Below are 25,363 nucleotides of genomic sequence, written 5' to 3'. Positions count from 1 at the left end.
GGCGCATAACAACTCGACCCTACGTTTGGAGAAGCGGATGAAAAAGTTTTTGATTGCCCCGTCCATTCTGTCGGCAGATTTTGCCCGGTTAGGTGAAGATACCGCTAACGTGCTGGCCGCTGGCGGCGACGTGGTGCACTTCGACGTGATGGACAACCACTACGTGCCCAATCTGACCATCGGTCCGATGGTGTGCGAAGCGCTGCGTAACTATGGCATTACCGCGCCGATTGACGTGCACCTGATGGTCAAGCCGGTGGATCGCATCGTGCCTGATTTCGCCAAGGCCGGCGCATCCTATATCTCTTTCCACCCCGAAGCGTCCGAACATGTCGATCGCACCATCCAACTGATCAAAGAGCACGGTTGCAAAGCCGGCCTGGTGTTCAATCCGGCCACGCCGCTGAGCTATCTCGATTACGTGATGGATAAAATCGACGTGATCCTACTGATGTCGGTCAACCCGGGCTTCGGCGGCCAGTCGTTCATTCACGGTACCCTCGACAAGCTGCGCCAGGTGCGCAAGCTGATCGACGACAGCGGCCGCGATATCCGTCTGGAAGTCGACGGTGGGGTGAAAGTGGACAACATCGCCGAAATCGCCGCCGCGGGCGCCGATATGTTTGTCGCCGGTTCCGCCATCTTTGGCCAGCCGGACTACCGCAAGGTGATCGACGAGATGCGCAGCGAGCTGGCGAAGGTTTCCCATGGCTGATTTCGGCGCGATCCGCGCACTGGCCTTCGATCTGGACGGCACGCTGGTCGACAGTGCGCCGGGCCTGGCGGCCGCCATCGATATGGCGCTGGAAGAGATGAACCTGCCGCAAGCGGGTGAGGAGCGGGTCGGCACCTGGATCGGCAACGGCGCCGACGTGCTGGTGCAGCGCGCGCTGCGCTGGGCGGAAGCGGAAGGCACGCCGGAGCAATGCGGCCGGCTGCGTGAACGCTTCGACCATTTCTATGCGCAGACCGTCGACAGTGGCAGCCGCCTGTTCCCGCAGGTGCAAGAGACGCTGGCCCGACTGGCGGCGCACGGTTACCCGATGGCGTTGGTGACCAATAAGCCGACGCCGTTCGTGGCGCCGCTGCTGGCGTCGTTGGGCATTGGCGACTATTTCTCGCTGGTGATCGGCGGCGACGACGTGACGGAAAAGAAACCGCATCCTGCGCCGTTGTACCTGGTGCTCGGCAAGCTTGGCCTGCGCGCGCATGAACTGCTGTTCGTCGGCGACTCACGCAACGATATTCAAGCCGCACAGGGCGCCGGTTGCCCGAGTGTCGGTTTCACCTACGGTTATAACTACGGCGAATCGATCGCCCTGAGCCACCCCGATCGGGTGTTGGAGCGCTTCGCCGATTTGTTGCCCGCTCTTGGGCTGTCATCTTTAGAGAATCAGGAAATTTAAACATGAGTAAGCCCATCGTATTTAGCGGCGCGCAGCCGTCCGGCGAACTGACCATCGGCAACTACATGGGTGCGCTGCGTCAGTGGGTTCAGATGCAGGACGACTACGACTGCATCTATTGCATCGTCGATCTGCATGCCATCACCGTGCGCCAGGACGCCGAGAAGTTGCGCAAGGCCACGCTGGATACGCTGGCACTGTACCTGGCCTGCGGCATCGATCCGGAAAAAAGCACCATCTTCGTGCAGTCGCACGTGCCTGAGCACACGCAGCTGAGCTGGGTGCTGAACTGCTACACCTATTTCGGCGAGCTGAGCCGCATGACGCAGTTCAAGGACAAATCCGCACGCTATGCGGAGAACATCAACGCCGGGTTGTTCAGCTATCCGGTGCTGATGGCGGCGGACATCCTGCTGTATCAAACCAACCAGGTGCCGGTGGGCGAAGACCAGAAACAGCACCTGGAGCTGAGCCGCGACGTGGGCCAGCGTTTCAACGCGCTGTACGGCGACGTGTTCAAAGTGCCGGAGCCGTTTATCCCTAAATCCGGCGCGCGCGTAATGTCGCTGCAGGAACCGACCAAGAAGATGTCCAAGTCGGACGACAACCGCAACAACGTGATCGGTCTGCTGGAAGATCCGAAAGCGGTGAGCAAGAAGATCAAACGCGCAATGACCGACTCGGAAGAGCCGCCTGTCGTGCGTTACGACGTGGCCAACAAGGCGGGTGTCTCCAACCTGCTGGATATCCTCGCCGGCGTGAGCGGCAAGAGCATCGCACAGCTGGAAGCCGAGTTCGAGGGCCAAATGTACGGCCATCTGAAAGGCGCGGTGGCGGACGCCGTCTCCGGCATGTTGGGCGAGCTGCAGGAGCGTTACTATCGCTTCCGCAACGATGAAGCCTACCTGCAGCAGGTGATGCGCGATGGCGCGGCCAAAGCGCGTGCGCGGGCGCAGGAAACCCTGGCGAAGGTCTATCAGGCCGTCGGTTTCGTACCGCCGCAGGCGTAACGCCGGCACAAATAAAAAAAGCGGCCTAGGCCGCTTTTTTTACGTCGCTATCACGCCATTTGCGCCAGACTGGCGGGCGCTGCCTCGCTGGCGAACCAATTGAGCTTGCCGCGCAGGCTGACCACGCTGCCGACGATGATCAGGCTGGGACTGGCGGCCTGCAGGGCCAAGGCGCCCAGTTGGCCGAGCTCGCCTTCGATCACTCGCTGACGGCAGGAGGTACCGTTTTCCACCAGCGCCACCGGCGTGGCGGCCGGCAGGCCGTTAGCGATCAGCTGGCGTTGGATCTCCGCCGCTTGCGATAGCCCCATATAAAACACCAGCGTCTGTTGCCCGGCAGCCAGCGTCGCCCAGTCCAATCCACCGTCGGCTTTGGCGTGGCCGGTCACCAGGCGCACGCTCTGCGCGTGGTCGCGGTGGGTGAGCGGGATGCCGCTGTAGGCGGAACAGCCAGAGGCGGCGGTAATGCCTGGCACCACCGAGAATGGCACGTTGGCGTCCGCCAGCGTCTCCAGCTCTTCGCCGCCACGGCCGAAGATAAAGGGATCGCCCCCTTTCAGACGCACCACGCGTTTGCCTTGCAACGCCTGCTGCAGCAAGATTTGGTTGATCTGCTCCTGCGGCACGCAGTGGTGGCCGGCGCGTTTGCCGACGAAGATGCGCTCGGCGTCGCGGCGCACCAGCGTCATGATATCTTCAGAGACCAGCCGGTCATAAACCACCACGTCGGCCTGCTGGATCTGCTGTAGCCCTTTCAGCGTCAGCAAGCCGGCATCGCCTGGCCCGGCGCCCACCAGTACCACTTCACCGCGATCTTCCGGCTGTTCGCTGAACAGCTGCTCGAGCTGGCGTTCAGCCAGCGCGGCGTCGTCGTTGGCCAGCGACTGCGCTAGCCGATCGTGGGCGAACAACCGTTCCCAAAAGCGACGACGCGCGCCGAGGCTGCTGAAGCGTCGTTTTACCCGCTGCCGCAGCGAACCGCCTAACTGGGCCAGTTCTCCGAGGTGCTGCGGCAACATCGCCTCCAGCTTCTCGCGCAGCAGCCGTGCTAATACCGGCGCTTTGCCACCGGAGGATACCGCCACCATGATCGGCGAACGATCGATGATCGACGGCATGATAAAGCTGGCGCGTTTCGGGTCATCGACCACGTTGCAGAATACCCGCTGCTGGTTGGCGCATTGGTACACCAGCGCGTTGACTTCCAGCCGATCGGTGGCGGCGATCACCAGCCATTTTTCCGCCAACAGGCTTGGGTTGAATTCGCCTTCGGTCAGCGTCACCAGGCCTTCTTCCGCCCATTGGCGGAACTGCGGGGTGAACTCCAGGGCGTTGACGGTCAGCGCCGCGCCGGCGTCCAGCAGCAGGCGCGCTTTGCGTTCGGCTATCTCGCCGCCGCCGACCAGCAGGCAGGCTTTATGTTGCAGTTGGCAGAAAATCGGCAGGTAGTCCATCGGCACTCCTCGGGATAATCAGTGCGGGGGCGAAAGGCGCCCCCGAAAACTCAGGCGGTCTGACGTGCGGCGGCTTTCGCCACCTGCGGGCGTTCGGCGCGCGGTGTGGCGTACCAATAACCCAGGCCCATCAGCACCGAGCCGGACAGGATATTGCCCAGCGTCACCCACAGCAGGTTGTGGCCGATGCCGGCGAGGGTATAGGCCTCGCTGTGGTTGCCGAACCAAGAGAGGGCGAACAGCGTCATATTGGCGACGGAGTGCTCATAACCCGAGGCGATGAAGGCCAGCAGGCACCACCAGATGGCGATGAACCTGGCGGCGCCTTCAACGCGGATCGCCATCCAAATCGCTAGGCAAACCAGCCAGTTGCACAGTACGCCCTTGAAGAACAGCACTTCGGCCGGCGCGGTGGTTTTCGCCAGCGCGGCGCTGTGCACCAGGCTGGTATCCACCGGCAGCAGGCTGCCGCCGCCGTAGTAATACATCAGCGCCACCAGCACCGAGCCGAGCAGGTTGCCGAGCCAGGTTTGCGGCAGCACCGCCCACATCTGGCTCTGGCGGATGGTGCCGGCCTTGACGCCGAGCGTCAGGAACATCGTATGGCCGGTGAACAGCTCGGAACCGGCGATGATCACCAGCGTCAGCGCGATGCCGAAGGTGGCGCCCATCACCAGCGGCCGCACGCCTGGATCGACCAGATTGCCGAGGGTGAAGATCAGGATGATGCCGAGGCCGACGTAGGCGCCGGCCATCGCCGAGCTGATCCAGAAACCGAGCGGGCTCTCCTTCGCCAGGCGGACAATGCGCGCCGCGTTGACGGCACATTTGTTGAGGGTGTCGGTAAACATGTGGCCTCCCGAAAGGTTATGCCGCGACTTGCACGATGCCGTCGACCACCCGGCTGGCGAAGCTGGCGACGGAACGGCTGTCATCTTCCAGGCAGTGGCCGTCGTACAGGCGGAAATGCTGCTTCTTCAGCGGGCTGGCGACCCACAACTCGCCTTGATGTTCGGCGATCAGCCCGCGCGACAGCACGCTGGCCTGGGCGAACGGGTCGATATTGCTGATGGCGAACACCTGTTCGTCGGCATAGGGGCGGAACACCGCCACCTGCCGATCGCCGATCAGGGCGCACACGCCGGTGCCTGGCAGGATGTCGGCGACGGGACAAACGGTAATCCACTGGCTCATGCGTGGCTCTCCTCGGTATCGATCAGGGTGACGGGGATACGCTCGTCCGGGCGCGCCGGGCGGTGCTGGTCGCGTTCGGCCACCACCTGCACGTTCGGATCGCGCAGCGGGCTGTTGATGAAGTGGGCGAAGCGCAGCTGAGTTTCCGGATGCTCGACGGTCTCTTTCCACTCGCAGATCACTGCGTCGCGCAGGCGGGCGATCTCCGCTTCCAATTGATCGTTGATGCCGAGCTTGTCGTCGACGATCACCTTGCGCAGGTAATCGATGCCGCCTTCCAGGCTTTCCAGCCACACCGAGGTGCGCTGCAGCTTATCGGCGGTGCGGATATAGAACATCATGAAGCGGTCGAGGTAACGCACCAGGGTCTCGCGATCGAGGTCGGCAGCCAGCAGGTCGGCGTGGCGCGGTTTCATGCCGCCGTTGCCGCAGACATACAGGTTCCAGCCGTTCTCGGTGGCGATGATGCCGACGTCCTTGCCCTGCGCTTCGGCGCATTCACGGGTGCAGCCCGAGACGCCGAACTTCATTTTGTGCGGGGTGCGGATGCCTTTGTAACGGTGCTCCAGCGTGACGCCGAAGCCGACGCTGTCGCCGACGCCGTAGCGGCACCAGGTGCTGCCGACGCAGGTTTTCGCCATGCGCAGCGCCTTGGCGTATGCGTGGCCGGTTTCAAAGCCGGCGGCGAGCAGCTTGCTCCAGATGGCAGGCAGGTCGTCTTTCTGCGCGCCGAACATGCCGATGCGCTGCGAGCCGGTCATTTTGGTGTAGAGGTTGTACTCCTTGGCGATTTGGCCGATGGCCAGCAGGCCGTCCGGGGTGATTTCGCCGCCGGCGGAGCGCGGGATTACCGAATAGGTGCCGTCTTTCTGGATATTGCCGAGGAAGTTGTCGTTGGTATCCTGCAGCGGCGTATGCTGCGGCTTGAGAACGTATTCGTTCCAGCACGAGGCCAACAGCGAGCCGACGGTCGGCTTACAGACTTCGCAGCCGTAGCCTTTGCCGTATTTGGCCAGCAACGCCTCGAACGATTTGATGCCTTCGACGCGGATCAGGTGGAACAGCTCCTGGCGTGAATAGGCGAAGTGTTCGCACAGGTGGTGGTTGACCTCGATGCCTTGCTTGCTCAGCTCGGCGTTCAGCACCTGGGTGAGCAGCGGGATGCAGCCGCCGCAGCCGGTGCCGGCCTTGGTTTCGGCTTTCAGCGCCGCCACGGTGTGGCAACCTTTGTTGACCGCCTGAATGATGTCGCCTTTGCTGACGTCGAAGCAGGAGCAGATCTGCGCGCTTTCCGGCAGCGAATCCACGCCGATGGCCGGTTTGCTGCCCGCATGGGCCGGCAGGATCAGGCCGTCCGGGTTCTCCGGCAGTTCGATGCCGTTCAGCGCCAGCTGCAGCAGGTTGCCGTAGTCGCTGGTGTCGCCCACCAGCACCGCGCCGAGCAGGGTTTTGCTGTCGGCGCTGACGATGAGGCGTTTGTAGACTTCTTTGTTTTCATCCAGATAAACGTAGCTGCGGGCGCCTTCGGTGCGGCCATGGGCATCGCCGATGCCGCCGACGTCCACGCCCAGCAGCTTCAGCTTGGCGCTCATGTCGGCGCCCTGGAAGCCGTTTTCGCGGCCCAGCAGGTGATCGGCGGCCACTTGCGCCATTTTGTAACCCGGCGCCACCAGGCCGAAGGTGCGATCGCGCCAGGCGGCGCACTCACCGATGGCGTAGACGTTCGGATCCGACGTCTGGCAGCTGTCGTTGATGGCGATGCCGCCGCGGCGGCCGATCTCCAGCCCGCACTGGCGCGCCAGCTTGTCCTGGGCGCGGATGCCGGTGGAGAACACGATGAAATCCACTTCCAGCAGGCTGCCGTCGGCGAAATGCAGGGTTTTACGCGCCGTGCCGCCGCCGTTGACGATCTCCTGGGTATTCTTGCCGGTGTGCACCTTGACGCCCATGCGTTCGATCTTGCGGCGCAGCTGGTCGCCGCCTATCGGGTCGAGCTGTTCGGCCATCAGCACCGGAGCGAACTCGATCACGTGCGTTTCCACCCCCAGGCTTTTCAGCGCGCCGGCGGCCTCCAGCCCCAGCAGCCCGCCGCCGACCACCGCGCCGCGTTTGCTGCGGCGCGCGCAGGCTTCGATGGCATTCAGGTCTTCGATGGTGCGGTAAACGAAGCAGTCCTGGCTATCCGAGCCTTTAATCGGCGGGATCCACGGGTAAGAGCCGGTGGCCATGATCAGCTTGTCGTAATAGACGGTGCGGCCGGTGTTGGAGTGGATGACCTTCTCGTCGCGATTGATGGTGATGGCGCGCTCGCCGATCAGCACCTTCACGCCGTGTTTTTCGTAAAAGCCTTCGCGCACCAGCGACAGCTCTTCGGCGGTGTGGTGCGAGAAGTAGGAAGAGAGATGCACGCGATCGTAAGCGATGCGCGGCTCTTCGCAAAATACGGTGATTTCGAACTGGTCTTTGTCTGCTTTATCCAACAGATCTTCGATGAACCGGTGGCCGACCATGCCATTGCCGACGACGGCAAGTTTGACTCTGCTCATTATTGCCTCAAAATTCTGGTTTCCTAGGCTTACCTTATCTCTCCCGATGGGCAATTTATTGATGCAAATCAATCACACTCTTATATACCTCTAACGTGGTATATAGATGATTTTTCACGATTTTTGATAAGTTGCGGATTTTATTCACCTTTAGCTGAAGCGAGTCAGTTTGCATGCCAATTACCCCGCAGGGGGTAGCCGCAGGAGGTAGGAGCGAAACGGCGACTTTGTCAGCGCGATCCGCTGCCAGTATGATGAAGAAAACCAGCGCAACGGCAGAGGTGAAGGGTGGCGAAACGTCCATTGAAGTTTATCGACAACCTGCGTTTAAGCGGGCATGAAGGATTGTGGCAACTGGCGATTGAGCAGGGGCGCATTGCGCATCTGGTGCCGCAGCCGGAAGGGCAGGAGTGGCGCAGCGACGTGCTGGATGCGCAGGGCGGGCTGGCGCTGCCGGCGTTCGTCGAACCGCATATTCACCTGGATACCACGCAAACCGCCGGCCAGCCGGCCTGGAACCAGTCCGGCACGCTGTTCGAAGGCATCGAGCGCTGGGCCGAACGCAAAGCGCTGTTGACCCATGAAGACGTCAAGCAGCGCGCCTGGCAAACCCTCAAGTGGCAGATTGCCAACGGCGTGCAGTATGTGCGCACCCACGTCGACGTCTCCGATCCCACGCTGACCGCGCTGCGCGCCATGCTGGAGGTGAAACGGGAGGTGGCGCCCTGGGTGACGCTGCAGATCGTCGCCTTCCCGCAGGAGGGGATCCTCTCTTATCCCAACGGCGAAGCGCTGCTGGAAGAAGCGCTGCGGTTGGGGGCCGACGTGGTGGGCGCTATTCCACATTTCGAATTCACCCGCGAGTACGGCGTGGAGTCGCTGCACAAGGCGTTCGCGCTGGCGCAAAAATACGATCGGCTGGTGGACGTGCACTGCGATGAGATCGACGACGAGCAATCGCGCTTCGTCGAGACCGTGGCGGCGCTGGCGCTGAAGCTGGAGATGGGGGCGAAAGTCACCGCCAGCCACACCACGGCGATGCACTCTTACAACGGCGCTTACGCCTCGCGGCTATTCCGCCTGCTGAAAATGTCAGGCATCAACTTCGTCGCCAACCCGCTGGTGAATATTCATCTGCAGGGGCGTTTCGACAGCTACCCGAAACGGCGCGGCGTGACGCGGGTGAAGGAGATGCTGGAGGCGGAGATCAACGTCTGCTTTGGCCACGACGACGTGTTCGATCCCTGGTACCCGCTCGGCACTGCCAACATGCTGCAGGTGCTGCATATGGGGCTGCACGTGTGTCAGCTGATGGGTTATGGCCAGATCGACGACGGGTTGAAGCTGATCACCAGCCACAGTGCGCGCACCCTTAACCTGAGCGACTACGGTCTGGCGGCCGGCAACAGCGCCAACCTGGTGATCCTGCCGGCGGAAAGCGGCTTCGATGCGGTGCGCCGCCAGACGCCGGTGCGTTATTCGATCCGCCAGGGGGCGGTGATCGCCGAGACGCGGCCGGCGGAAACTACGCTGCATCTGCAGCAGGATGAGACGGTGGATTTTCGGCGTTAGTCGATGATCGCCTGAAGCCGCGCCAGTGCATCGGCGATGACTTCGCCGGGGGCATGCTCGACGAATTGCGCGCTGCGCCCGGCCAGATCCATCATGCGAACCTGATTGATCAAGATGACGCCCTGCGTTGCGGTGCCACTGCCGCTCAGGCTGACGGTGAAACCCGCTGTACGGGCAAAATTCGCCCCTTGGGAAATGGGGGCGACCAATACCATGCCCAGCGCATTGAACTCGCGGGGAGACAGCACCAGTGCCGGACGAAAGTCGCCTTGTTGCTCACGGCCAACCACGGGATTCAGGCTGACCCGGATAAGATCTCCGCGCTGAAAAACGGGGCGCTTCACCATACTTCTTTCCCCGCCGGCGGCATGTGTTCCCAGCTGTCGTCTGCGGCGGCCGGCGCTTCACCGTCGCAGCCATCGAGCAATTGCTGCAGTGAATAGCGTTTCTTAACCGGCTTAATGACCAACGCTCCATCGATAACCTGCATGTCCATTTCCTGACCTACCTGTAGTTCCAGCTCGTTCATTAGCGCTGAGGGCACCAGCATTCCCGCGCTGTTGCCCCATTTTTTGATAGAGACTTTCATGAGCAATCCCTCTCCATTGTTCATGTATAAACAATGTATAATCAAGTGTGAAAAATGTACATAAAAAAGGGCGCCTTGCGGGCGCCCTAGGTGCATCTGATGCGAAGACGTTAGTGCGTCACATGACCGTGGCTGCGGTGCTTGGTCACGAAGCCCAGCAGCAGACACATCACGAACACCGCCAGGTACAGGCCGTTGGCGGTGGTCAGCGCCGCGTGCGCGCCACCTTTCGCGACGATCGGGCCGGTGACCACGAAGGTCAGCATGGTACCGATGGTGCCGCAGGTCAGGATAAAGTTGACCAGCTTCGGTGAGGAGACCTTGGTCTGCAGCGAGCCGAGGGTGATCAGCGTGGTGTAGATGGCGCTGGAAACGAAGCCCAGAGCCATGATGTAGTAGCCCAGGTGCTCCGGATTGTCGGTGCTGACGAACAGGTACATCGCGCCGGTAGCCAGTGCGGCCAACACGGTGACGATGCGCTGCAGATCGAAGAAGCGCAGGATGAAGCTGAACACCCACATGCCGACCATGTAAGAGGTCCAGAAGTCGCTCACCAGCTTACCGGCCTGGCCGATGTCCATGTTGAAGGACTTGGTGGCGTACTCAGGCACCCACTGAATGAAGCCCAACTGGCCGAGGATGTAGCACAGCGCGGCGATCGACAGGAACAGCACGCCGATACCCCACTTTTCTTTCTCGACCGGCTGACCGGCGTCGGCGCCTTTCTTGCCCAGCACCGGGAATTCGGAGCACAGGGTCAGCACGAAGATCGCCACGTACAGCAGGCCGATGCAGGCATAAACCCAGTACCAGCCGATATGGCGGGCCAGCAGCATCGCGGCGACGATCGGGAAGATCATACCGGCCATGCTGAAGAAGGAGTCGGTGAACAGCAGGCGCGAGCCGCGCTGGCGGCCGGCATACATGTGGGTGATCAGGAAGGTGCCGATCGACATGGTGATACCGCTAACCACGCCGAGGATAAACATGCACAGCGAGAACATGGTCAGGCTCTTGCCGAGCATCAAGCCTGCGACCGCCAGCACCATCAGGACAAAGCCGAAGATCAGCTGACGCTTCAGCGGGATGATTTCCATCAGCCAGGCATTGAGGAAGATCGAAATCAAAATGCCGGCGTTGAGGAAAGTAAAGGTGTTACTCATGCTGGAAACCGGCAGATTAAAGTACTCTGCAATGTTTCCCATCACCATCCCTGTGACGATCACTAAAGCACCGGTCAGCGCGTATGAAAAGAAGCTGATCCAGGTAAGCCGTATGCGGTTACTGTCATTCATTGTATAGGCCTGAATATGTCTGTTAGAGGTTTTAACGCTGGTATAAGGCCGCTGGCTTTTCCCGGCAAAGCAGAAAAGTCCCGATCAGGCCGCCAGGGGGCGGATCCTAGCACAGACAACGGGATTTTTTGTGATGGGTGTCGATTTTTTGATGCAATTTATGAAAGGCTGATGCCTGTTGTTGTGATCTATTTGCGCGCAGTCACAATAGAATCGCGGTTGATAATCGCCGGCTCAAAACGGCGCGCCGGAGTGGCGGGATCGATCAACAGCCGCGCAGCGTATTGCGCCATCTCGCTGATGGGAAAATGAACGCTGCTCAGCGCCGGGCGCACGAAAGGCGCGCGTTCGCCGCTGTCGTAGCAGATCAACGAGATATCCTGCGGCACCCGCAAACGGTGCTCGTTGATCGCCAGCAGGGCGCCGATCGCCATCTCTTCGTTGCAGCAGTAGATGGCGCTGGGCCGCGCGTCTTGCCGCAGCAGCCGATCGGCGCAGCGGTAACCGCTTTCCAGATCGTAGACGCCTTCCAGACAGGCCAGCGGTTCGATGTTTGCCGCCTGCATGGCTTCCTCAAACCCCTGCAGCCGCAGGCGGCTCGACGGGCGCTCGCGCGGGCCGCTGATACAGGCGATGCGCCGGTGCCCGGCATCGAGCAGCTGTTGCGTCGCCATGCGGCTGGCGAGCGGGTGATCGAAGGTGACGCAGCGGGCCTCCAGCCCAGGCACCAGGCGATCGAGCAACACGAAATGACGTTGCTCCGCCGCTAGCTGACGCAGCCTGTCGTCGCTGAGAAAGCGCACGTGCAGGATCACGCCGTCGCAGCGCAGGCTAAATAACCGCTGCACCGCCTGCCATTCGTTTTCGGCGCTGTTGCGGCCCTGGGTCACCAGCAGCTGCTTGCCGTGGGATTCGGCCTCGGTCTGTACGAAGTCCATCAGCGCGCCGAAGAAACCGCCGCGATACGAGGTGGTGACCAGCCCGAGGGTATTGCTGTGACTGGAGGCGAGCGCGCGGGCCGCCGGATTGGGGGTGTAACCGAGCTGGGCGACGGCGCGTTCAACCTTCTCGCGGGTCGGCGCCTTGACGTTGCTGTCGCCGTTCACCACGCGCGATACGGTGGCGCGCGATACGCCCGCCAACGCCGCGACATCTTCCAGTGTCACCATCGTCCAACTCCTGATTACGGCTAAAAAAAGGGGTTCGGCGCGCCGAACCCTTGTCTGGCTGCGCTTAAGCGCTTACCTGAACTGCGGCAAATACGGCGCGTTGATCGCCAACACTTCGTCCAGCAGCGGCTGCGCCAGATTGGCGTTGCCCACCAGCGGATTAGCGATCAGCGCCAGCAACCCGCTGCGGCGATCGCCGTGCACCGCAGCTTCGATGGTCAGGCGTTCGTAGGCTTTTACCTGCTGCGTCAGCGCCTGCATCGGTTCCGGCAGCGGGCCGAAAGTCAGCGGATGCGCGCCCTGGGCATCGACGATACAGTTGATTTCTATCACAGCATCGTCCGGCAGGCCATGGATTGCGCCGCGGTTTGCGGTGTTGACCACTAATTGCGTGCCGAGATTATTATGGATAGCACGAATCAGCTCCAGCGCAACTTCGGAATAGAAAGAACCGCCGCGGAAGCTGAGCTGCTCCGGTTTCGTGTTCAGCTGCGGATCGGCATACAGCTCGAACAGCTCTTTTTCCACCTGCATCACCTGTTCCGCGCGGGTGCCGCGCTCGCCGGCGGCGGCCATCTCTTCCGCCAGCATCTCGCGGGTCTGGTAAAAATAGCGATGATACGGGCAGGGGATAGCGCCGAGCGCGCGCAGGAAGTCCGGCTGCCAGGGCTCTTCCTTGATGTTGTTCATGGTCAGCGCCGCGCCGTCGCACAGCATGTCGATCACCTTGGCGGTGACGTCGCGTCCCTGCTGCGTGACCTGATGCACCCAGACCATGTGGTTCAGACCGGCGAATCGCAGCTGCACATCGGCGTAGGGCGCCTGCAGCATGTTGGCGATCATGTGGTGCATGCTGATCGGTACGTTGCACAGGCCGATGATCTTCGCCTTGGTGAAGCGGGACACTGCCTCGGTGACGATACCGGCCGGGTTGGTGAAGTTGATGATCCAGGCGTCCGGCGCCAGCTTTTCCACCCGGCGTGCAATATCCAGCATCACCGGGATGGTGCGCAGCGCCTTGGCGAAGCCGCCGACGCCGGTGGTCTCCTGACCGAGCAGCTGATATTTCAGGCCCAGCCGTTCGTCGGCGGCGCGCGCCGGCAGTTGCCCGACGCGGAACTGGGTCAGCACGAAAGCGGCGCCGCGAATCGCCTCGTCCAGCGCGAAGTGCACGCTGACCTTCACCTGCTCCAGCCCGTGGCGCGCCAGCATGCGGCGGGTCAGGGCGGCGATGATTTCCACTTTTTGCCGGCCCGGTTCGACGTCCACCAACGCCAGTTCGGTGACCGGCAGTTCCTCGATGCGTTGGATCAGCCCATCGACCAGCTCGGGGGTATAGCTGCTGCCGCCGCCGATCACGGCGATTTTGAGCGCGTTCATGGGCGGCCCTCCATCTGCGACTGGCGGCGATAGAGCTCGATCATGTCCTCGGCCAGATCCTGGATCACCATGGCGTTCATCAGATGATCCTGCGCATGCACGATGATCAGGTTGATCGCCAACTTGCCGCAGCCTTCGTCCAGACCGATCAGCTCAGTCTGGATCAGGTGCGCCTTCTTCACCCACTCTTTGGATTCGGCCATGTGTTTGGCCGCGGCGGCGAAGTCGCCGGCGCGCGCTTGTCGCAACGCCGTCAGCGCATTGCTGCGCGCGCTGCCGGAGAACACCAGCAGTTCCATGATGGTGCTTTCAAACTCGGGGCTGATTTCAGTCATCAATTCACTCACGTCATTTCTCCAGGGGTTGCGCGGCGACGCCGTCGTGGAATGCCTCAGTATCCGTTCTTTTTAAAATGAGAGCGCTCTCATTTATATAGAGTAACGACAATACGTGTGCAAACTGAGAGGTGGATCGCAAAAACCGCCCCAGGGCGGCGCTGGGCAAAAAATGCGTGATGCGGTTGGCAAAAAAGTCTTCTGCGCCCATACTTTCCGCAGCAAAATTCAGGGCCGCCTAGGATATGTCCCGTAATTGGGTAAATATAGGTAAATGGCTGGCACTTGCCGATACAGCTCTTTAGAATCAAAGCGCTTTTCCGTTGTTTGTCTCTCAGAGAAAGGACCCGTTAATGTTCAAACGTACTTTAGTGACCTTCGTCGCGCTGTGTTCCCTGACCGCAGTGGCGCCAGCCGCACTCGCCGCCGGTGAGACCCACGTCATGCTGACGACCTCGGCGGGGAATATCGAATTGGCGCTCGACAGCAAGAAGGCACCGGTTTCTACCCAGAACTTCGTCGATTACGTGAACAGCGGGTACTACAACAACACCATTTTCCACCGCGTGATCCCGGGCTTCATGATCCAGGGCGGCGGTTTCACCGCTGACATGCAGCAGAAATCCACCAAGGCGCCAATCAAGAACGAAGCCGACAACGGCTTGCGCAACCTGCGCGGCACCATCTCGATGGCGCGCACCGCCGACAAGGACAGCGCCACCAGCCAGTTCTTCCTCAACGTGGCGGATAACGCCTTCCTGGATCACGGCCAGCGCGACTTCGGTTACGCGGTGTTCGGCAAAGTGGTGAAAGGCATGGACGTGGTGGACAAGATTGCTCAGGTGCCAACCGGCAACGTCGGCCCATACCAGAATGTGCCGACCAAACCGGTGGTGATTCTGTCGGCCAAGGTACTGCCGTAAATTTTTTGGCCGATCCCGCCGGGGTCGGCCGCTCCTTCCTCGTGAAGCCTTGCCTTCATCACTGTTTTCTCCCGCGCCTCATGCTCTAATCGGCAGACAATAACCAGACCGGAAATCCGGCGTTCGCCCTTTGTTGTCTCTGGATGAGTTGCTGCCATGTATGAATTTAACCAGGTGCTGTTGCTGTTGCAGCAGATGTGCGTCTATCTCGTTATCGCCTATCTGCTGAGCAAAACCCCGCTGTTCATCCCGCTGATGCAGGTGACCATTCGCCTGCCGCACAAGCTGCTGTGCTATGTGATCTTCTCGGTGTTCTGCATCATGGGCACCTATTTTGGGCTGCACATTCAGGATTCGATCGCCAACACTCGTGCGATAGGCGCGGTTCTGGGCGGGCTGCTGGGCGGGCCGTCGGTGGGCTTTCTGGTCGGGCTGACCGGCGGTCTGCATCGCTATACGCTCGGCGGCATGACCGACGTGGCCTGTGCGATCTCCACGGTGTCGGAAGGTCTGGTCGGCGGCATCGTACACAGCATCGCCATGCGCCGCGGGCGCATCGAGCTGCTGTTCAACCCGATGTTCGTCGGCGGCGTGGCGCTGGTGGCGGAGGTGCTGCAGATGGCGATCATTCTGGCGGTGGCACGCCCTTACGACGAGGCGTTGCAGCTGGTGGAACACATCGCGCTGCCGATGATGATCGCCAATACCGTCGGCGCGGCGATGTTTATGCAAATCCTGCTGGACAGGCGCGCCATGTTCGAGAAGTACACCAGCGCCTTTTCGTCCAAGGCGTTGAAGATCGCCGAGCGCACCGAGGGCATTCTACGGCAGGGGTTCGATCAGGAAAACAGCATGAAGGTCGCCCGGGTGATTTATCAGGAGCTGGGCATCGGCGCGGTGGCGATCACCGATCGCGACAAGCTGCTGGCGTTCATCGGCATCGGCGACGATCACCACCTGCCGGGCACGCCGATCGCCTCGGTGCATTCGCATCGCGCCATCGACAACAACGAGGTGGTCTATGCCGACGGTAATCAGCTCTCTTACTGCTGCTCGATCAATCCGGCCTGCAAACTGGGATCGACGCTGGTGATCCCGCTGCGCGGCGAAAACCAGCGGGTCATCGGTACCATCAAGCTGTATGAACCGAAAAGCCAGCTGTTCAGCACCATCAACCGGACGCTGGGCGAAGGTATCGCCAGCCTGCTGTCGGCGCAGATCATGGCCGGACAGTACGAGCGCCACAAGCAGCTGCTGGCTCAGTCGGAGATCAAGCTGCTGCATGCGCAGGTCAACCCGCATTTCCTGTTTAATGCGCTGAATACCCTGGTGGCGGTGATCCGTCGCGACGGCGAGCGCGCCTGCGAGCTGGTGCAGTCCCTCTCGACGTTCTTTCGCAAAAACCTCAAACGCTCGGATGACGAAGTCAGCCTGGCGGACGAGATTGAACATGTGAACGCCTATCTGCAGATCGAGAAAGCGCGCTTCGCCGATCGGCTGGAGATCGCGGTATCGCTGCCGGAGGCGCTGTTGGCGGTGCGGCTGCCGGCGTTCTCGCTGCAACCGATCGTCGAGAACGCCATCAAGCACGGCACCTCGCACCTGTTGGGCGTGGGACGCATCGAAATCGGTGCCTGCTGTGAGGGTGAGCATCTGCTGCTGCAGGTGACGGACAACGCCGGGCTGTTCCAGCCGAAACCGAACTGCAGCGGGCTGGGGATGAACCTGGTGGATAAGCGCATTCGCGTGCGCTACGGCGAGGGCTATGGCGTACGGGTGGATTGCCGGCCGGACGCCTACACCCGCATTACGCTCAATGTTCCCATGGAGAGGGCCGCCTGATGTTAAACGCACTGATTGTTGACGATGAACCTTCCGCGCGCGACAACCTGCGCCATCTGCTGGAGGCCGAGGCGGAGATTGCGATTATCGGCGAATGCGCCAACGCCATCGAAGCCATCAGCCAGATCCACCGGCTGCAGCCGGACGTGGTGTTTCTCGATATCCAAATGCCGCGCATCAGCGGGCTGGAAATGGTCGGCATGCTGGATCCCAATCGCATGCCGCACATCGTGTTTCTGACCGCCTACGACGAATACGCGGTGCAGGCGTTCGAGGAGCATGCCTTCGACTATCTGCTGAAGCCGGCGGAGCCGAAGCGGTTGAGCAAAACGCTGCAACGCCTGCGGCAGCGTAGTGCGCCGCAGGACGTGGCGGTGCTGGATGAGAGCGCCGGTTACCTGAAATACATTCCCTGTACCGGCCACAGCCGCATCTATCTGCTGCGGTTCGACGAGGTGCTGGCGATCCGTTCCAAACTGAGCGGGGTATTTGTGGTGCGTAGCGACGGCATGGAGTGTTTCACCGAATTGACGCTGCGCACGCTGGAAAGCCGCACCCCGCTGGTGCGCTGCCATCGGCAGTATCTGGTCAATCTGGAGCAGGTGCGCGAGATCCGCTTCGAAGAGGGCGGCGCGGCGGAGATGATCATGTCGGCCGGCGATCCGGTTCCGGTCAGCCGGCGCTATTTGAAGGCGCTGAAGGAACAACTGGGGCTGCGGGGGTGACTATGCCGGCGGCCACCGGCGGCGAGTATGCACGATGGCCAATATGATGACGCGTTGAGCCGCCAATTCATAGACCAGCAGATAGGACGGGGAGATGACCAGCTCGCGCGTGCCGGCTATCCGACCCGTTTTCCCGCTGGTGGGATGATGCACGAGGCGTGCCGCCGCGTCAGCGATTTTTGCATCATTTTCTGCGGCGGCGGCCGGATTTTTAAGTTCCAACCATTCATAAATCGCCAGACGATCGGCGATGGCGGGTACCGTCCATGTCAGTTTCACAAAAGTCCTTTTGTGTTTTATTGCGTTGATTTAGCTCTGCGTTCGGCGAAATAAGCGGCCACCTCTTCATCGTCGGCGAACTTGCCTTCACGCAACGCCTTGCGGCTCACCTCGACCTTTTCCTTTAACCACTGGTCGTACTCTTCCTGCTGCGCCTGGCGGCTGACAAACTCGCGCATGAAATCGCGCAACAGTTGCGAAGCCGTGCGATCGGCGGCCTTTGCCGCGCTGGCGAAAGCGGTTTTTAACTCGTCATCCACGCGGATTACCACGGTAGATTCAGACATGGTATTTACCTCGTATATACAGCGTAATGCTCACTATAGCACTGGTGCTTTATTGTTCAAGCAAAGACGCTCTGACGTTAAGCGCAATCTGAATTCATCAGGCCCCGACGGCGCTCATTTTGTTTGTCCTTGACGGGGTTACGCGGCGCTTATAGCTTTATTGCATCCACAGGCGCGTTTCGCGCCGCGTCAGCGTCAAAGGAACAGAAAATGAGTGAACCACGGATTATCGCCAAAGCGATGAAAGACGGAAAACCGGAACAGGATCTGGTGATTTTGCCGGCGTTGGCCAACCGCCACGGCTTGATCACCGGGGCAACCGGCACCGGCAAGACGGTGACGCTGCAGAAAATGGCCGAACAGTTCTCACGCATCGGCGTGCCGGTGTTCCTGTCGGATGTGAAGGGCGATCTGTCCGGCATCGGCGCCGAGGGCGTGCCTTCCGAAAAACTGCAGGCGCGTCTGGCGGCGATCGGCGTTACCGACTGGCAACCGCAGGCCTGCACCATTATCCCGTGGGATATTTACGGTGAAAAAGGCCACCCGATCCGCGCCACGATTTCCGATCTCGGGCCGTTGCTGCTGGGGCGCCTGCTGGATCTGAACGAGGTGCAAAGCGGCGTGCTGCAGCTGGTGTTCAAAATCGCCGATGACAATGCGCTGCTGCTGCTGGATATGAAAGACCTGCGTGCCATGGTGCAGTTCGTCGGCGATAACGCCAAACAATTCCAGACCCAGTACGGCAATATCTCTACCGCGTCGATCGGCGCCATCCAGCGTGGATTACTGACGCTGGAAGAACAGGGTGCCAACCAGTTCTTCGGCGAGCCGATGCTGGACATCAACGATCTGATGAAAACCGACGCCAACGGTCACGGCGTGATCAACCTGCTGGCGGCGGACAAGCTGATCAATCAGCCGAAGCTGTATTCGGTGTTCCTGCTATGGCTGCTGGCCGAGCTGTTTGAACACCTGCCGGAAGTGGGTGATCCCGAACAGCCGAAGCTGGTGTTCTTCTTCGATGAAGCGCACTTGCTGTTCAACGACGCGCCGGCGGCGCTGCTGACCAAGATCGAACAGGTGGTGCGCCTGATCCGCTCCAAAGGCGTCGGCATTTACTTCGTCACCCAGAACCCGCTGGACATTCCGGACAGCGTATTGGGCCAATTGGGTAACCGCGTACAGCATGCTTTGCGCGCCTTTACCCCGCGCGATCAGAAAGCGGTGAAGACGGCGGCGCAAACCCTGCGCGCCAACCCGGCCTTCGATGCCGAAACGGCGATCACCGAGCTGGGCGTGGGCGAAGCGCTGGTGTCGTTCCTCGACGAGAAGGGCCGCCCGAACGTGGTGGAGCGGGCGATGGTGATCGCGCCGGAATCCAAGATGGGCATGCTTGGCGCGGAAGGGCTGAACAGCGCAATCAACAAGTCGCCGCTGTATGGCCGCTATGAGGATATGATCGATCGCGAGTCCGCCTACGAGAAGCTGTCGTCGGGTGGCTTTGCCACCGTCGGCACCCCGCAGCAGGGGCAGCAACCGCAGGCGCAACAGCAACAACAGCAGGCGGGCGGCGGCCTGATGGACGGCCTGAACGAGCTGCTGTTCGGTTCCACCGGCCCGCGCGGCGGCAAGCGCGACGGCATCGTCCAGACCGCCGCCAAGAGCATGGCGCGCGATCTCGGCCGCCAGATCCTGCGCGGCGTGCTGGGGTCGATCACCGGCGGCCGTAAAAAGTAAGCGGAAATTATCGTCGGCAGCGGCGTGTTAAATCAGTAAACTGTGGCGGCGTTTTTCTCTGCCGGACCTAACATGCTGCTGCTGATCGATAACTACGACTCCTTTACCTATAACCTTTACCAGTACTTCTGCGAATTGGGCGCCGAGGTGCTGGTGAAGCGCAACGATGAGCTGCAGCTGGCCGATATCGAGCGGCTGGCGCCGCAGCATCTGGTGATTTCCCCTGGCCCCTGTACCCCGAACGAAGCGGGTATCTCGCTGGCCGCCATTCGACATTTCGCCGGCAAGCTGCCGATCCTCGGCGTGTGCCTGGGGCATCAGGCGCTGGGGCAGGCGTTCGGCGCCGAGGTGGTGCGCGCCCGTGCGGTGATGCACGGCAAAACCTCGGCCATTCGTCACCTGGGCGTCGGCGTGTTTCGCGGCCTGAGCGATCCGCTGACCGTGACCCGTTACCACTCGCTGGTGCTGAAAGCCGAGACGCTGCCGGACTGTTTTGAAGTGACCGCCTGGAGCGAGCGCGACAGCGTGCGTGATGAGATCATGGGCATTCGCCACCGCACTTTGGCGTTGGAAGGCGTGCAGTTCCATCCGGAAAGCGTGCTCAGCGAGCAGGGCCACCAGCTGCTGGATAATTTCCTCAAGCGTTAATACTTTCGCGTTTTTTCACCCGTCAGGCGTTTTGCGTTTGCGCTTGATTGGTTTTTTATGCATATTTCGTGATTATGTTTTCAATCTGACATCGAAATAGCGCCGAAAAACCTTCGGGGTGGAGCCGAAAATGACTGACAAATTCGCAGTGAGCCGCAGCACCTTTGACCAGGTTATCCTGCCTGTTTATGCACCTGCCCAGTTCGTGCCGGTGCGCGGCAAAGGCAGCCGGGTCTGGGATCAGCAGGGAAAAGAGTACATCGATTTTTCCGGCGGCATCGCGGTAACGGCGCTGGGACATTGTCACCCGGCGCTGGTCGATGCGCTCAAACGTCAGGGGGAAACCCTGTGGCATACCAGCAACGTCTTCACCAATGAACCGGCGCTGCGTCTGGCGAGTAAACTGATCGACGCCACCTTCGCCGATCGGGTGTTCTTCGCCAACTCCGGCGCGGAGGCCAACGAGGCGGCGTTCAAGCTGGCGCGCCATTACGCCATCACCCGCCACAGCCCATACAAAACCAAAATCATCGCCTTCTATAACGCGTTTCACGGCCGCACGCTGTTCACCGTTTCGGTGGGCGGGCAGGCTAAATACTCCGACGGGTTCGGGCCGAAGCCGGCCGACATTGTGCACGTGCCGTTTAACGATCTGGCGGCGGTGAAAGCGGTGATGGACGACCATACCTGCGCGGTGGTGATGGAGCCGATTCAGGGTGAGGGCGGCATTACGCCGGTCGACGCCGGCTTCCTCAAAGGCGTGCGCGAGCTGTGCGACCAACATCAGGCGCTGCTGGTGTTCGACGAAGTGCAGAGCGGCATGGGGCGCAGCGGCAAGCTGTTCGCCTACATGCATTATGGCGTGACGCCGGACATTCTCACCACCGCCAAGGCGCTGGGCGGCGGTTTCCCGGTCAGCGCCATGCTGACCACCGAAGAGATCGCGTCGGTGATGCAGGTGGGCACTCACGGCACTACCTACGGCGGCAACCCGCTGGCCTGCGCGGTGGCGGAGGCGGCGCTGGATGTGATCAATACGCCGGAGGTGTTGAGCGGCATTGAGCAGCGCCATGCGCTGTATGTGCAGGCTTTACAGAATATCGGCGATAAATACGGTATTTTCACCGCCATTCGCGGTATGGGGTTGCTGATTGGCGCCGAACTGACGCCGCATTATCACGGCAGAGCGCGTGACTTCCTCACCGCCGCCGCTGTGCGTGGGCTGATGATCCTCAACGCCGGGCCGAACGTGATTCGTTTCGCGCCGTCGCTGGTGGTGGAGCTGCAGGATATCGAAGCCGGCATGGCGCTGTTCGAGCTGGCGGTGCAGGACGTGATCAACGCCTGAAGCCCGTGCGGCGAATAACGGGGCGCGGCATGCCGCGCCCTTATTGATCGCGCAGTTTGCGTTTGAGCCAGATGCCGTGGTGCGGGCGCTGGCGCCAGGCCAGCGACGAAATGGTATGCATCACGCTCAGGTGCGACAGGATGCGCCGCAGATGGCGCTCCATCTCGGTGACGGGCATGTCCGGATGCAGGTCCGGCGGCTGCATGATGCCGCTGTTGTCGCTGCTCGGGCCATCGTATTCCAGCCGCTGCTGGCAGCTTTGCAGCGCGATTTCACAGGTTTGCAGATACTCTTCCGCCAGCTTCGGCGTCAGCATGTAGTGCTCGCGCGCCAGAATGGTCATGGCGTTCAGGTGCTCGACGATGAACTGGCTGTGAGTGACCCACAGCCGCATGTCAGCCAGATAGTTCGAGGCGAATCCCGGTTCCTGCATCGCCTGATTGAGCGCGGTGAACAGCGCATTGTGCGCCTGGTTGACCTGCATGCGGGCGTAGGCCAGCGAGGCGGCGTCCGGCTCGGGTTGCTTCAGCATCAGCCGCAGCGCGGCCTGATCGTTCTCCAGCGCCTGATGGGCATTTTTGCGCAGCAGCCCGCTTTGCCACTGCGGCCACAGCCAAATGGTGCCACCGAACGCCAGCACGCAGCCGATCAGCGTATCGATCAGGCGCGGCACCAGAAAATGCGAGCCGTTCAGCGCCAGCAGCTGCAGGGTGTAAACCGCCGTGACCGTAAAGCCGATCACCGACAGCCCGTAGTTCTTGCGCGAAACCAGGTAGGCCAGCAGGGTGATCACCAGCATGATGCTCAGCGTTTCCCCTTCCGGCAACTGCAGCTGCAGCAGACCCGCCGCCAGCAACAGGCCGGCGATCGTGCCCAGCGCACGGTGCTGAATGCGCACCCGGGTGGCGTTATAGCCGTTTTGACTCACCAGCATGATGGTGAGCAGGATCCAGTAAGGCTTCGGCAGGTTGAATACCGCCCCCAGGCTGCTGCCGACCGCCAGCGTTACCCCCAGCCGCGCGGCGTTGCGCAGGGCGGTGGATTTGAACGACAGGTAGCTGGCCACCGCCGGCCAAAACGGCAGGCGGTGCTGGCTGGGCATCAAATCGCGGCGGTACAGCGGGTGCTGGGTGCGCAGCAGGCGGGCGATGCGGCTGAAATGGTAGTAGCAAAACTGGCCGACTGGGTTGTCGGGATGCTGCGCCGCCATTTTTTCCAGCGCTGCCAGCTCGTGCGTCATGGAAAAGCGCTTCGAATGTTGATGGTAGAGAATATCGTGCGCCACCACGCGCAGCCGGCCGGCGATCACCTGGGCGTTGCGGCGAATGATCGCTTCGGCCTGGCTCTGCTCCATCAGCTTCTGCACTTCTTCCGGCAGATGCAGGCTGACGGTGATGTGCTCCTGCAGGTCCATCGCCACCTGAAAGGCGCGCTGCAGGCGCTTTTGATCGAGGTTGTTGGCGTGTGGCAGGAAATTAAGCTGTTGGTACAGTAGGCTGATCAGATCCATCACCTTTTGCTGGCGCACCAGCAACGGCGGCAGCGCGGTTTGCGGGTCGGTGTGTTGGGTCAGCAGCGAATACTTGGCTTCGAAGTAGTCCGCCAGTTCCAGATAAAGCTGGCTCAACGTCTCGCGCATCGGCTGCTCTTTCCACAGTTTGAACCAGAACCAGGTGAATAAGCCGTACCAGGCGGTGCCGATGACGTACAACAACGGCGCCTGCCAGATTGGTACCGTGCCAGCCATGCTGAGAGCGAAGATGGCGGCCACCAGCGCCGCCGGCAACAGCCGGGCGTGCAGCGGGCTGATTTCGCCGGTGACGCCGAGCAACAGCGCCAGACCCAGCATCAGCGCCGGCAGCGGCAGATGCCACAGCAGGGTCTGTTGCAGCAGCAGGCTGCTAAGGGCGAACAGCGCACCGCCGACGATCAGCCGTTTAAAGAAGCGCTTATGCGGCGTGTCGAGACCGGCGATATTGCAGCAGGCGGGCACCAGAGAGAACATCAGGCCGAGCTGCAGTTGGCCGATCAGCAGGCCGAACAGCACCGGCAAGCACAACACCAGCGTTTGTCGCAGTGCGTAATTGACTTCCGGGTGGTAGATCAGACGACGCCACATGGCAGCGAGCAGATAAAAAACGGCGCAGATTGCGCCGTTTTTTCAGGGATTAACGGGTGCCGTAGACGACAATGGTTTTGCCGTGGGCGGAAATCAGATTTTGGTCTTCCAGCATTTTCAGAATACGGCCAACGGTTTCGCGCGAGCAGCCGACGATCTGGCCGATTTCCTGACGGGTGATTTTGATCTGCATGCCGTCCGGGTGAGTCATGGCGTCGGGTTGCTTCGCCAGATTCAGCAAGGTTTGCGCGATGCGGCCGGTAACGTCCAGGAAGGCGAGGTTGCCCACTTTTTCGGAAGTGACCTGCAGGCGGCTCGCCATTTGGGCGGACAGACGCATCAGGATGTCCGGGTTCACCTGGATCAGCTGGCGGAATTTCTTGTAGGAAATTTCGGCCACTTCACAGGCGGTTTTCGCGCGAACCCAGGCGCTGCGCTCCTGGCCCTCTTCGAACAATCCGAGCTCGCCGATGAAATCCCCCTGGTTGAGGTAGGACAAGATCATCTCTTTACCTTCTTCATCCTTGATCAGCACCGCGACGGAGCCTTTCACGATGTAGTAAAGCGTTTCGGCCTTTTCACCTTGGTGAATCAGCGTACTCTTCGATGGATATTTGTGGATATGGCAATGAGACAGGAACCATTCGAGAGTAGGGTCTGTTTGCGGTTTGCCGAGAACCATTCGCTGTTATCCTCTGTTGTTATCGCTGCCTTGTGTCACAGGGGTCAGAGTTCCCTGTAAAACCCGCCTGTAGCCGCTGTTATGAGCGAGGGCTACCGGCAAGTTTTGAGGCGTGTCATAAAAATACGCTGTCGCTCTAGCATATTAACTTGCCGTAAGCGCTGCAAGCTACATTCTGTTAACATACCGGTAAAGGAGCCTTTCTCTGGGCGTTTCCCTGAAATGCAGTGTCCCGGAAAGATTTATTGCGGCTCTGTTTGTAGCACAGAGTAAGGCGGGTGTCTCGTGTTGTCTCGCTTCAGCATGATTAGCATCAGGTTACGTTGCCTGTTTCTATGCGAAAGCGTACTCTGATTTTAAGAAATCAACCGGAGTGACCAGAATGCAGGCAAGAGTTAAATGGGTGGAAGGGTTAACGTTTTTGGGTGAATCGGCCTCCGGCCATCAGGTACTGATGGACGGCAACGCCGGCGATAAAGCGCCCAGCCCGATGGAGATGGTGCTGATGTCGGTAGGCGGCTGCAGCGCGATCGACGTGGTGTCCATCCTGCAAAAAGGGCGCAATGACGTGCGCGATTGTGAGGTGAAGCTGACCTCCGAGCGCCGCGAAGAAGCCCCGCGGCTGTTCACCCATATCAACCTGCACTTCATCGTCACCGGTCAGGATCTGACCGACAAGATCGTAGAGCGAGCGGTGAACCTGTCGGCGGAGAAATACTGCTCGGTGGCGCTGATGCTCAACAAAGCCGCCACGGTGACCCACAGCTTCGAGATCCGCCAGCCGGCGTAATCGAGACGGAGCGCGGCCAGCCGCCGCGCTCAA

General features: G+C 60.8%; 25 protein-coding genes. 11 read left to right on the top strand and 14 right to left on the bottom strand.

What is annotated here, in order from left to right; genetic code table 11:
• The first annotated feature begins 37 nt into the window (after positions 1-37).
• From rpe to trpS, 3 genes are read left to right on the top strand one after another with little or no spacing between them, the layout of a single operon-like run.
• The gene (rpe, locus tag ACRAWE_RS22495) at positions 38-715 is read left to right on the top strand and encodes a ribulose-phosphate 3-epimerase (protein ID WP_019456160.1); all 678 of its coding nucleotides are present in this window, start codon (positions 38-40) and stop codon (positions 713-715) included.
• On the top strand, positions 708-1,406 hold the full coding sequence (locus ACRAWE_RS22490) for a phosphoglycolate phosphatase (RefSeq protein WP_019456159.1): 699 nt from the start codon (positions 708-710) through the stop codon (positions 1,404-1,406). Before rpe ends, ACRAWE_RS22490 begins: the two co-directional genes overlap by 8 nt.
• Before the next feature lie 2 nt (positions 1,407-1,408).
• Complete coding sequence (trpS, locus tag ACRAWE_RS22485) at positions 1,409-2,416, top strand: tryptophan--tRNA ligase (protein ID WP_063918397.1); 1,008 nt, start codon at positions 1,409-1,411, stop codon at positions 2,414-2,416.
• Positions 2,417-2,466: 50 nt separating this feature from the next.
• Here the strand turns inward: trpS and cysG are convergent, their stop codons facing one another.
• The 4 genes from cysG to nirB are packed head-to-tail and all read right to left on the bottom strand — an operon-like array spanning position 2,467 to position 7,610.
• The gene (gene cysG / locus ACRAWE_RS22480) at positions 2,467-3,870 is read right to left on the bottom strand and encodes a siroheme synthase CysG (RefSeq protein ID WP_432525905.1); all 1,404 of its coding nucleotides are present in this window, start codon (positions 3,868-3,870) and stop codon (positions 2,467-2,469) included.
• Positions 3,871-3,920: 50 nt separating this feature from the next.
• Positions 3,921-4,721, bottom strand: coding sequence for a nitrite transporter NirC (gene nirC / locus ACRAWE_RS22475; RefSeq protein WP_432525904.1), 801 nt, complete (start codon positions 4,719-4,721; stop codon positions 3,921-3,923).
• A 16-nt stretch (positions 4,722-4,737) separates the two neighbouring features.
• The gene (gene nirD, locus ACRAWE_RS22470) at positions 4,738-5,064 is read right to left on the bottom strand and encodes a nitrite reductase small subunit NirD (RefSeq protein ID WP_019456155.1); all 327 of its coding nucleotides are present in this window, start codon (positions 5,062-5,064) and stop codon (positions 4,738-4,740) included.
• Positions 5,061-7,610 carry a nitrite reductase large subunit NirB gene (nirB, locus tag ACRAWE_RS22465; RefSeq protein ID WP_432525903.1) on the bottom strand — a complete coding sequence of 850 codons (2,550 nt, stop codon included), beginning with the start codon at positions 7,608-7,610 and terminating at the stop codon, positions 5,061-5,063. Before nirB ends, nirD begins: the two co-directional genes overlap by 4 nt.
• A 303-nt stretch (positions 7,611-7,913) precedes the next feature.
• Between nirB and ACRAWE_RS22460 the strand changes: the two genes are divergently transcribed.
• Positions 7,914-9,182, top strand: a complete 1,269-nt coding sequence (locus ACRAWE_RS22460) for a cytosine deaminase (protein ID WP_275507223.1) — start codon at positions 7,914-7,916, stop codon at positions 9,180-9,182.
• Here ACRAWE_RS22460 and ACRAWE_RS22455 read toward each other — a convergent pair.
• From ACRAWE_RS22455 to ACRAWE_RS22430, 6 genes are all read right to left on the bottom strand, one after another.
• Positions 9,179-9,529, bottom strand: coding sequence for a type II toxin-antitoxin system ChpB family toxin (locus ACRAWE_RS22455; protein ID WP_019456151.1), 351 nt, complete (start codon positions 9,527-9,529; stop codon positions 9,179-9,181). The genes ACRAWE_RS22460 and ACRAWE_RS22455 overlap by 4 nt on opposite strands.
• Entirely contained in the window at positions 9,523-9,771 is a 249-nt protein-coding gene (locus ACRAWE_RS22450) for an AbrB/MazE/SpoVT family DNA-binding domain-containing protein (protein ID WP_025159908.1), read from the bottom strand. The genes ACRAWE_RS22455 and ACRAWE_RS22450 overlap by 7 nt, the downstream gene beginning before the upstream one ends.
• 110 nt (positions 9,772-9,881) lie before the next feature.
• The gene (gene tsgA, locus ACRAWE_RS22445; RefSeq protein ID WP_004930336.1) at positions 9,882-11,066 is read right to left on the bottom strand and encodes an MFS transporter TsgA; all 1,185 of its coding nucleotides are present in this window, start codon (positions 11,064-11,066) and stop codon (positions 9,882-9,884) included.
• Positions 11,067-11,254: 188 nt separating this feature from the next.
• Entirely contained in the window at positions 11,255-12,235 is a 981-nt protein-coding gene (locus tag ACRAWE_RS22440) for a LacI family DNA-binding transcriptional regulator (protein WP_019456149.1), read from the bottom strand.
• Between the two features lie 72 nt (positions 12,236-12,307).
• Positions 12,308-13,615 carry a 6-phospho-beta-glucosidase gene (locus ACRAWE_RS22435; protein ID WP_019456148.1) on the bottom strand — a complete coding sequence of 436 codons (1,308 nt, stop codon included), beginning with the start codon at positions 13,613-13,615 and terminating at the stop codon, positions 12,308-12,310.
• Positions 13,612-13,950 carry a PTS lactose/cellobiose transporter subunit IIA gene (locus tag ACRAWE_RS22430; RefSeq protein ID WP_432525935.1) on the bottom strand — a complete coding sequence of 113 codons (339 nt, stop codon included), beginning with the start codon at positions 13,948-13,950 and terminating at the stop codon, positions 13,612-13,614. The genes ACRAWE_RS22435 and ACRAWE_RS22430 overlap by 4 nt, the downstream gene beginning before the upstream one ends.
• A 353-nt stretch (positions 13,951-14,303) precedes the next feature.
• Between ACRAWE_RS22430 and ppiA the strand changes: the two genes are divergently transcribed.
• From ppiA to btsR, 3 genes are all read left to right on the top strand, one after another.
• Positions 14,304-14,873 carry a peptidylprolyl isomerase A gene (gene ppiA, locus ACRAWE_RS22425; RefSeq protein ID WP_019456145.1) on the top strand — a complete coding sequence of 190 codons (570 nt, stop codon included), beginning with the start codon at positions 14,304-14,306 and terminating at the stop codon, positions 14,871-14,873.
• A gap of 156 nt (positions 14,874-15,029) precedes the next feature.
• Positions 15,030-16,715 (top strand): sensor histidine kinase, encoded by a 1,686-nt coding sequence (locus ACRAWE_RS22420; RefSeq protein ID WP_211129498.1) that lies wholly within the window; start codon positions 15,030-15,032, stop codon positions 16,713-16,715.
• Positions 16,715-17,440, top strand: a complete 726-nt coding sequence (gene btsR, locus ACRAWE_RS22415) for a two-component system response regulator BtsR (RefSeq protein ID WP_019456143.1) — start codon at positions 16,715-16,717, stop codon at positions 17,438-17,440. The genes ACRAWE_RS22420 and btsR overlap by 1 nt, the downstream gene beginning before the upstream one ends.
• Here btsR and ACRAWE_RS22410 read toward each other — a convergent pair whose 3' ends face one another.
• Both ACRAWE_RS22410 and ACRAWE_RS22405 read right to left on the bottom strand, forming a co-directional pair.
• On the bottom strand, positions 17,441-17,719 hold the full coding sequence (locus ACRAWE_RS22410; RefSeq protein WP_015379287.1) for a type II toxin-antitoxin system RelE/ParE family toxin: 279 nt from the start codon (positions 17,717-17,719) through the stop codon (positions 17,441-17,443).
• A 17-nt stretch (positions 17,720-17,736) separates the two neighbouring features.
• Positions 17,737-18,006, bottom strand: coding sequence for a hypothetical protein (locus ACRAWE_RS22405; RefSeq protein WP_004930356.1), 270 nt, complete (start codon positions 18,004-18,006; stop codon positions 17,737-17,739).
• A gap of 210 nt (positions 18,007-18,216) precedes the next feature.
• On the opposite strand from ACRAWE_RS22405, the gene ACRAWE_RS22400 reads away from it, so the two are divergent.
• The 3 genes from ACRAWE_RS22400 to argD all read left to right on the top strand — a co-directional run bounded on the left by ACRAWE_RS22400 (position 18,217) and on the right by argD (position 21,739).
• Positions 18,217-19,743, top strand: a complete 1,527-nt coding sequence (locus ACRAWE_RS22400) for a helicase HerA-like domain-containing protein (RefSeq protein WP_019456142.1) — start codon at positions 18,217-18,219, stop codon at positions 19,741-19,743.
• Positions 19,744-19,815: 72 nt separating this feature from the next.
• Positions 19,816-20,391: an aminodeoxychorismate synthase component II gene (locus ACRAWE_RS22395; RefSeq protein WP_432525902.1), complete on the top strand. Its 576-nt coding sequence runs from the start codon at positions 19,816-19,818 to the stop codon at positions 20,389-20,391.
• A gap of 130 nt (positions 20,392-20,521) precedes the next feature.
• Complete coding sequence (argD, locus tag ACRAWE_RS22390; protein ID WP_063918407.1) at positions 20,522-21,739, top strand: bifunctional acetylornithine/succinyldiaminopimelate transaminase; 1,218 nt, start codon at positions 20,522-20,524, stop codon at positions 21,737-21,739.
• A 40-nt stretch (positions 21,740-21,779) separates the two neighbouring features.
• Here argD and ACRAWE_RS22385 read toward each other — a convergent pair whose 3' ends face one another.
• Together ACRAWE_RS22385 and crp are read right to left on the bottom strand one after the other, a co-directional pair.
• Positions 21,780-23,858, bottom strand: coding sequence for a YccS/YhfK family putative transporter (locus ACRAWE_RS22385; protein WP_432525901.1), 2,079 nt, complete (start codon positions 23,856-23,858; stop codon positions 21,780-21,782).
• A 49-nt stretch (positions 23,859-23,907) separates the two neighbouring features.
• On the bottom strand, positions 23,908-24,540 hold the full coding sequence (gene crp, locus ACRAWE_RS22380) for a cAMP-activated global transcriptional regulator CRP (protein WP_004090925.1): 633 nt from the start codon (positions 24,538-24,540) through the stop codon (positions 23,908-23,910).
• A 382-nt stretch (positions 24,541-24,922) separates the two neighbouring features.
• Between crp and ACRAWE_RS22375 the strand changes: the two genes are divergently transcribed.
• Positions 24,923-25,330, top strand: a complete 408-nt coding sequence (locus tag ACRAWE_RS22375) for an OsmC family protein (protein WP_004930372.1) — start codon at positions 24,923-24,925, stop codon at positions 25,328-25,330.
• Positions 25,331-25,363: the final 33 nt, after the last annotated feature.

The sequence above is a fragment of the Serratia sp. BFP-2025 genome, from assembly GCF_050880365.1.
GTDB classification, from domain to species: Bacteria; Pseudomonadota; Gammaproteobacteria; order Enterobacterales; family Enterobacteriaceae; genus Serratia; species Serratia surfactantfaciens.
This window is presented reverse-complemented; position numbering and strand designations above follow the sequence as displayed.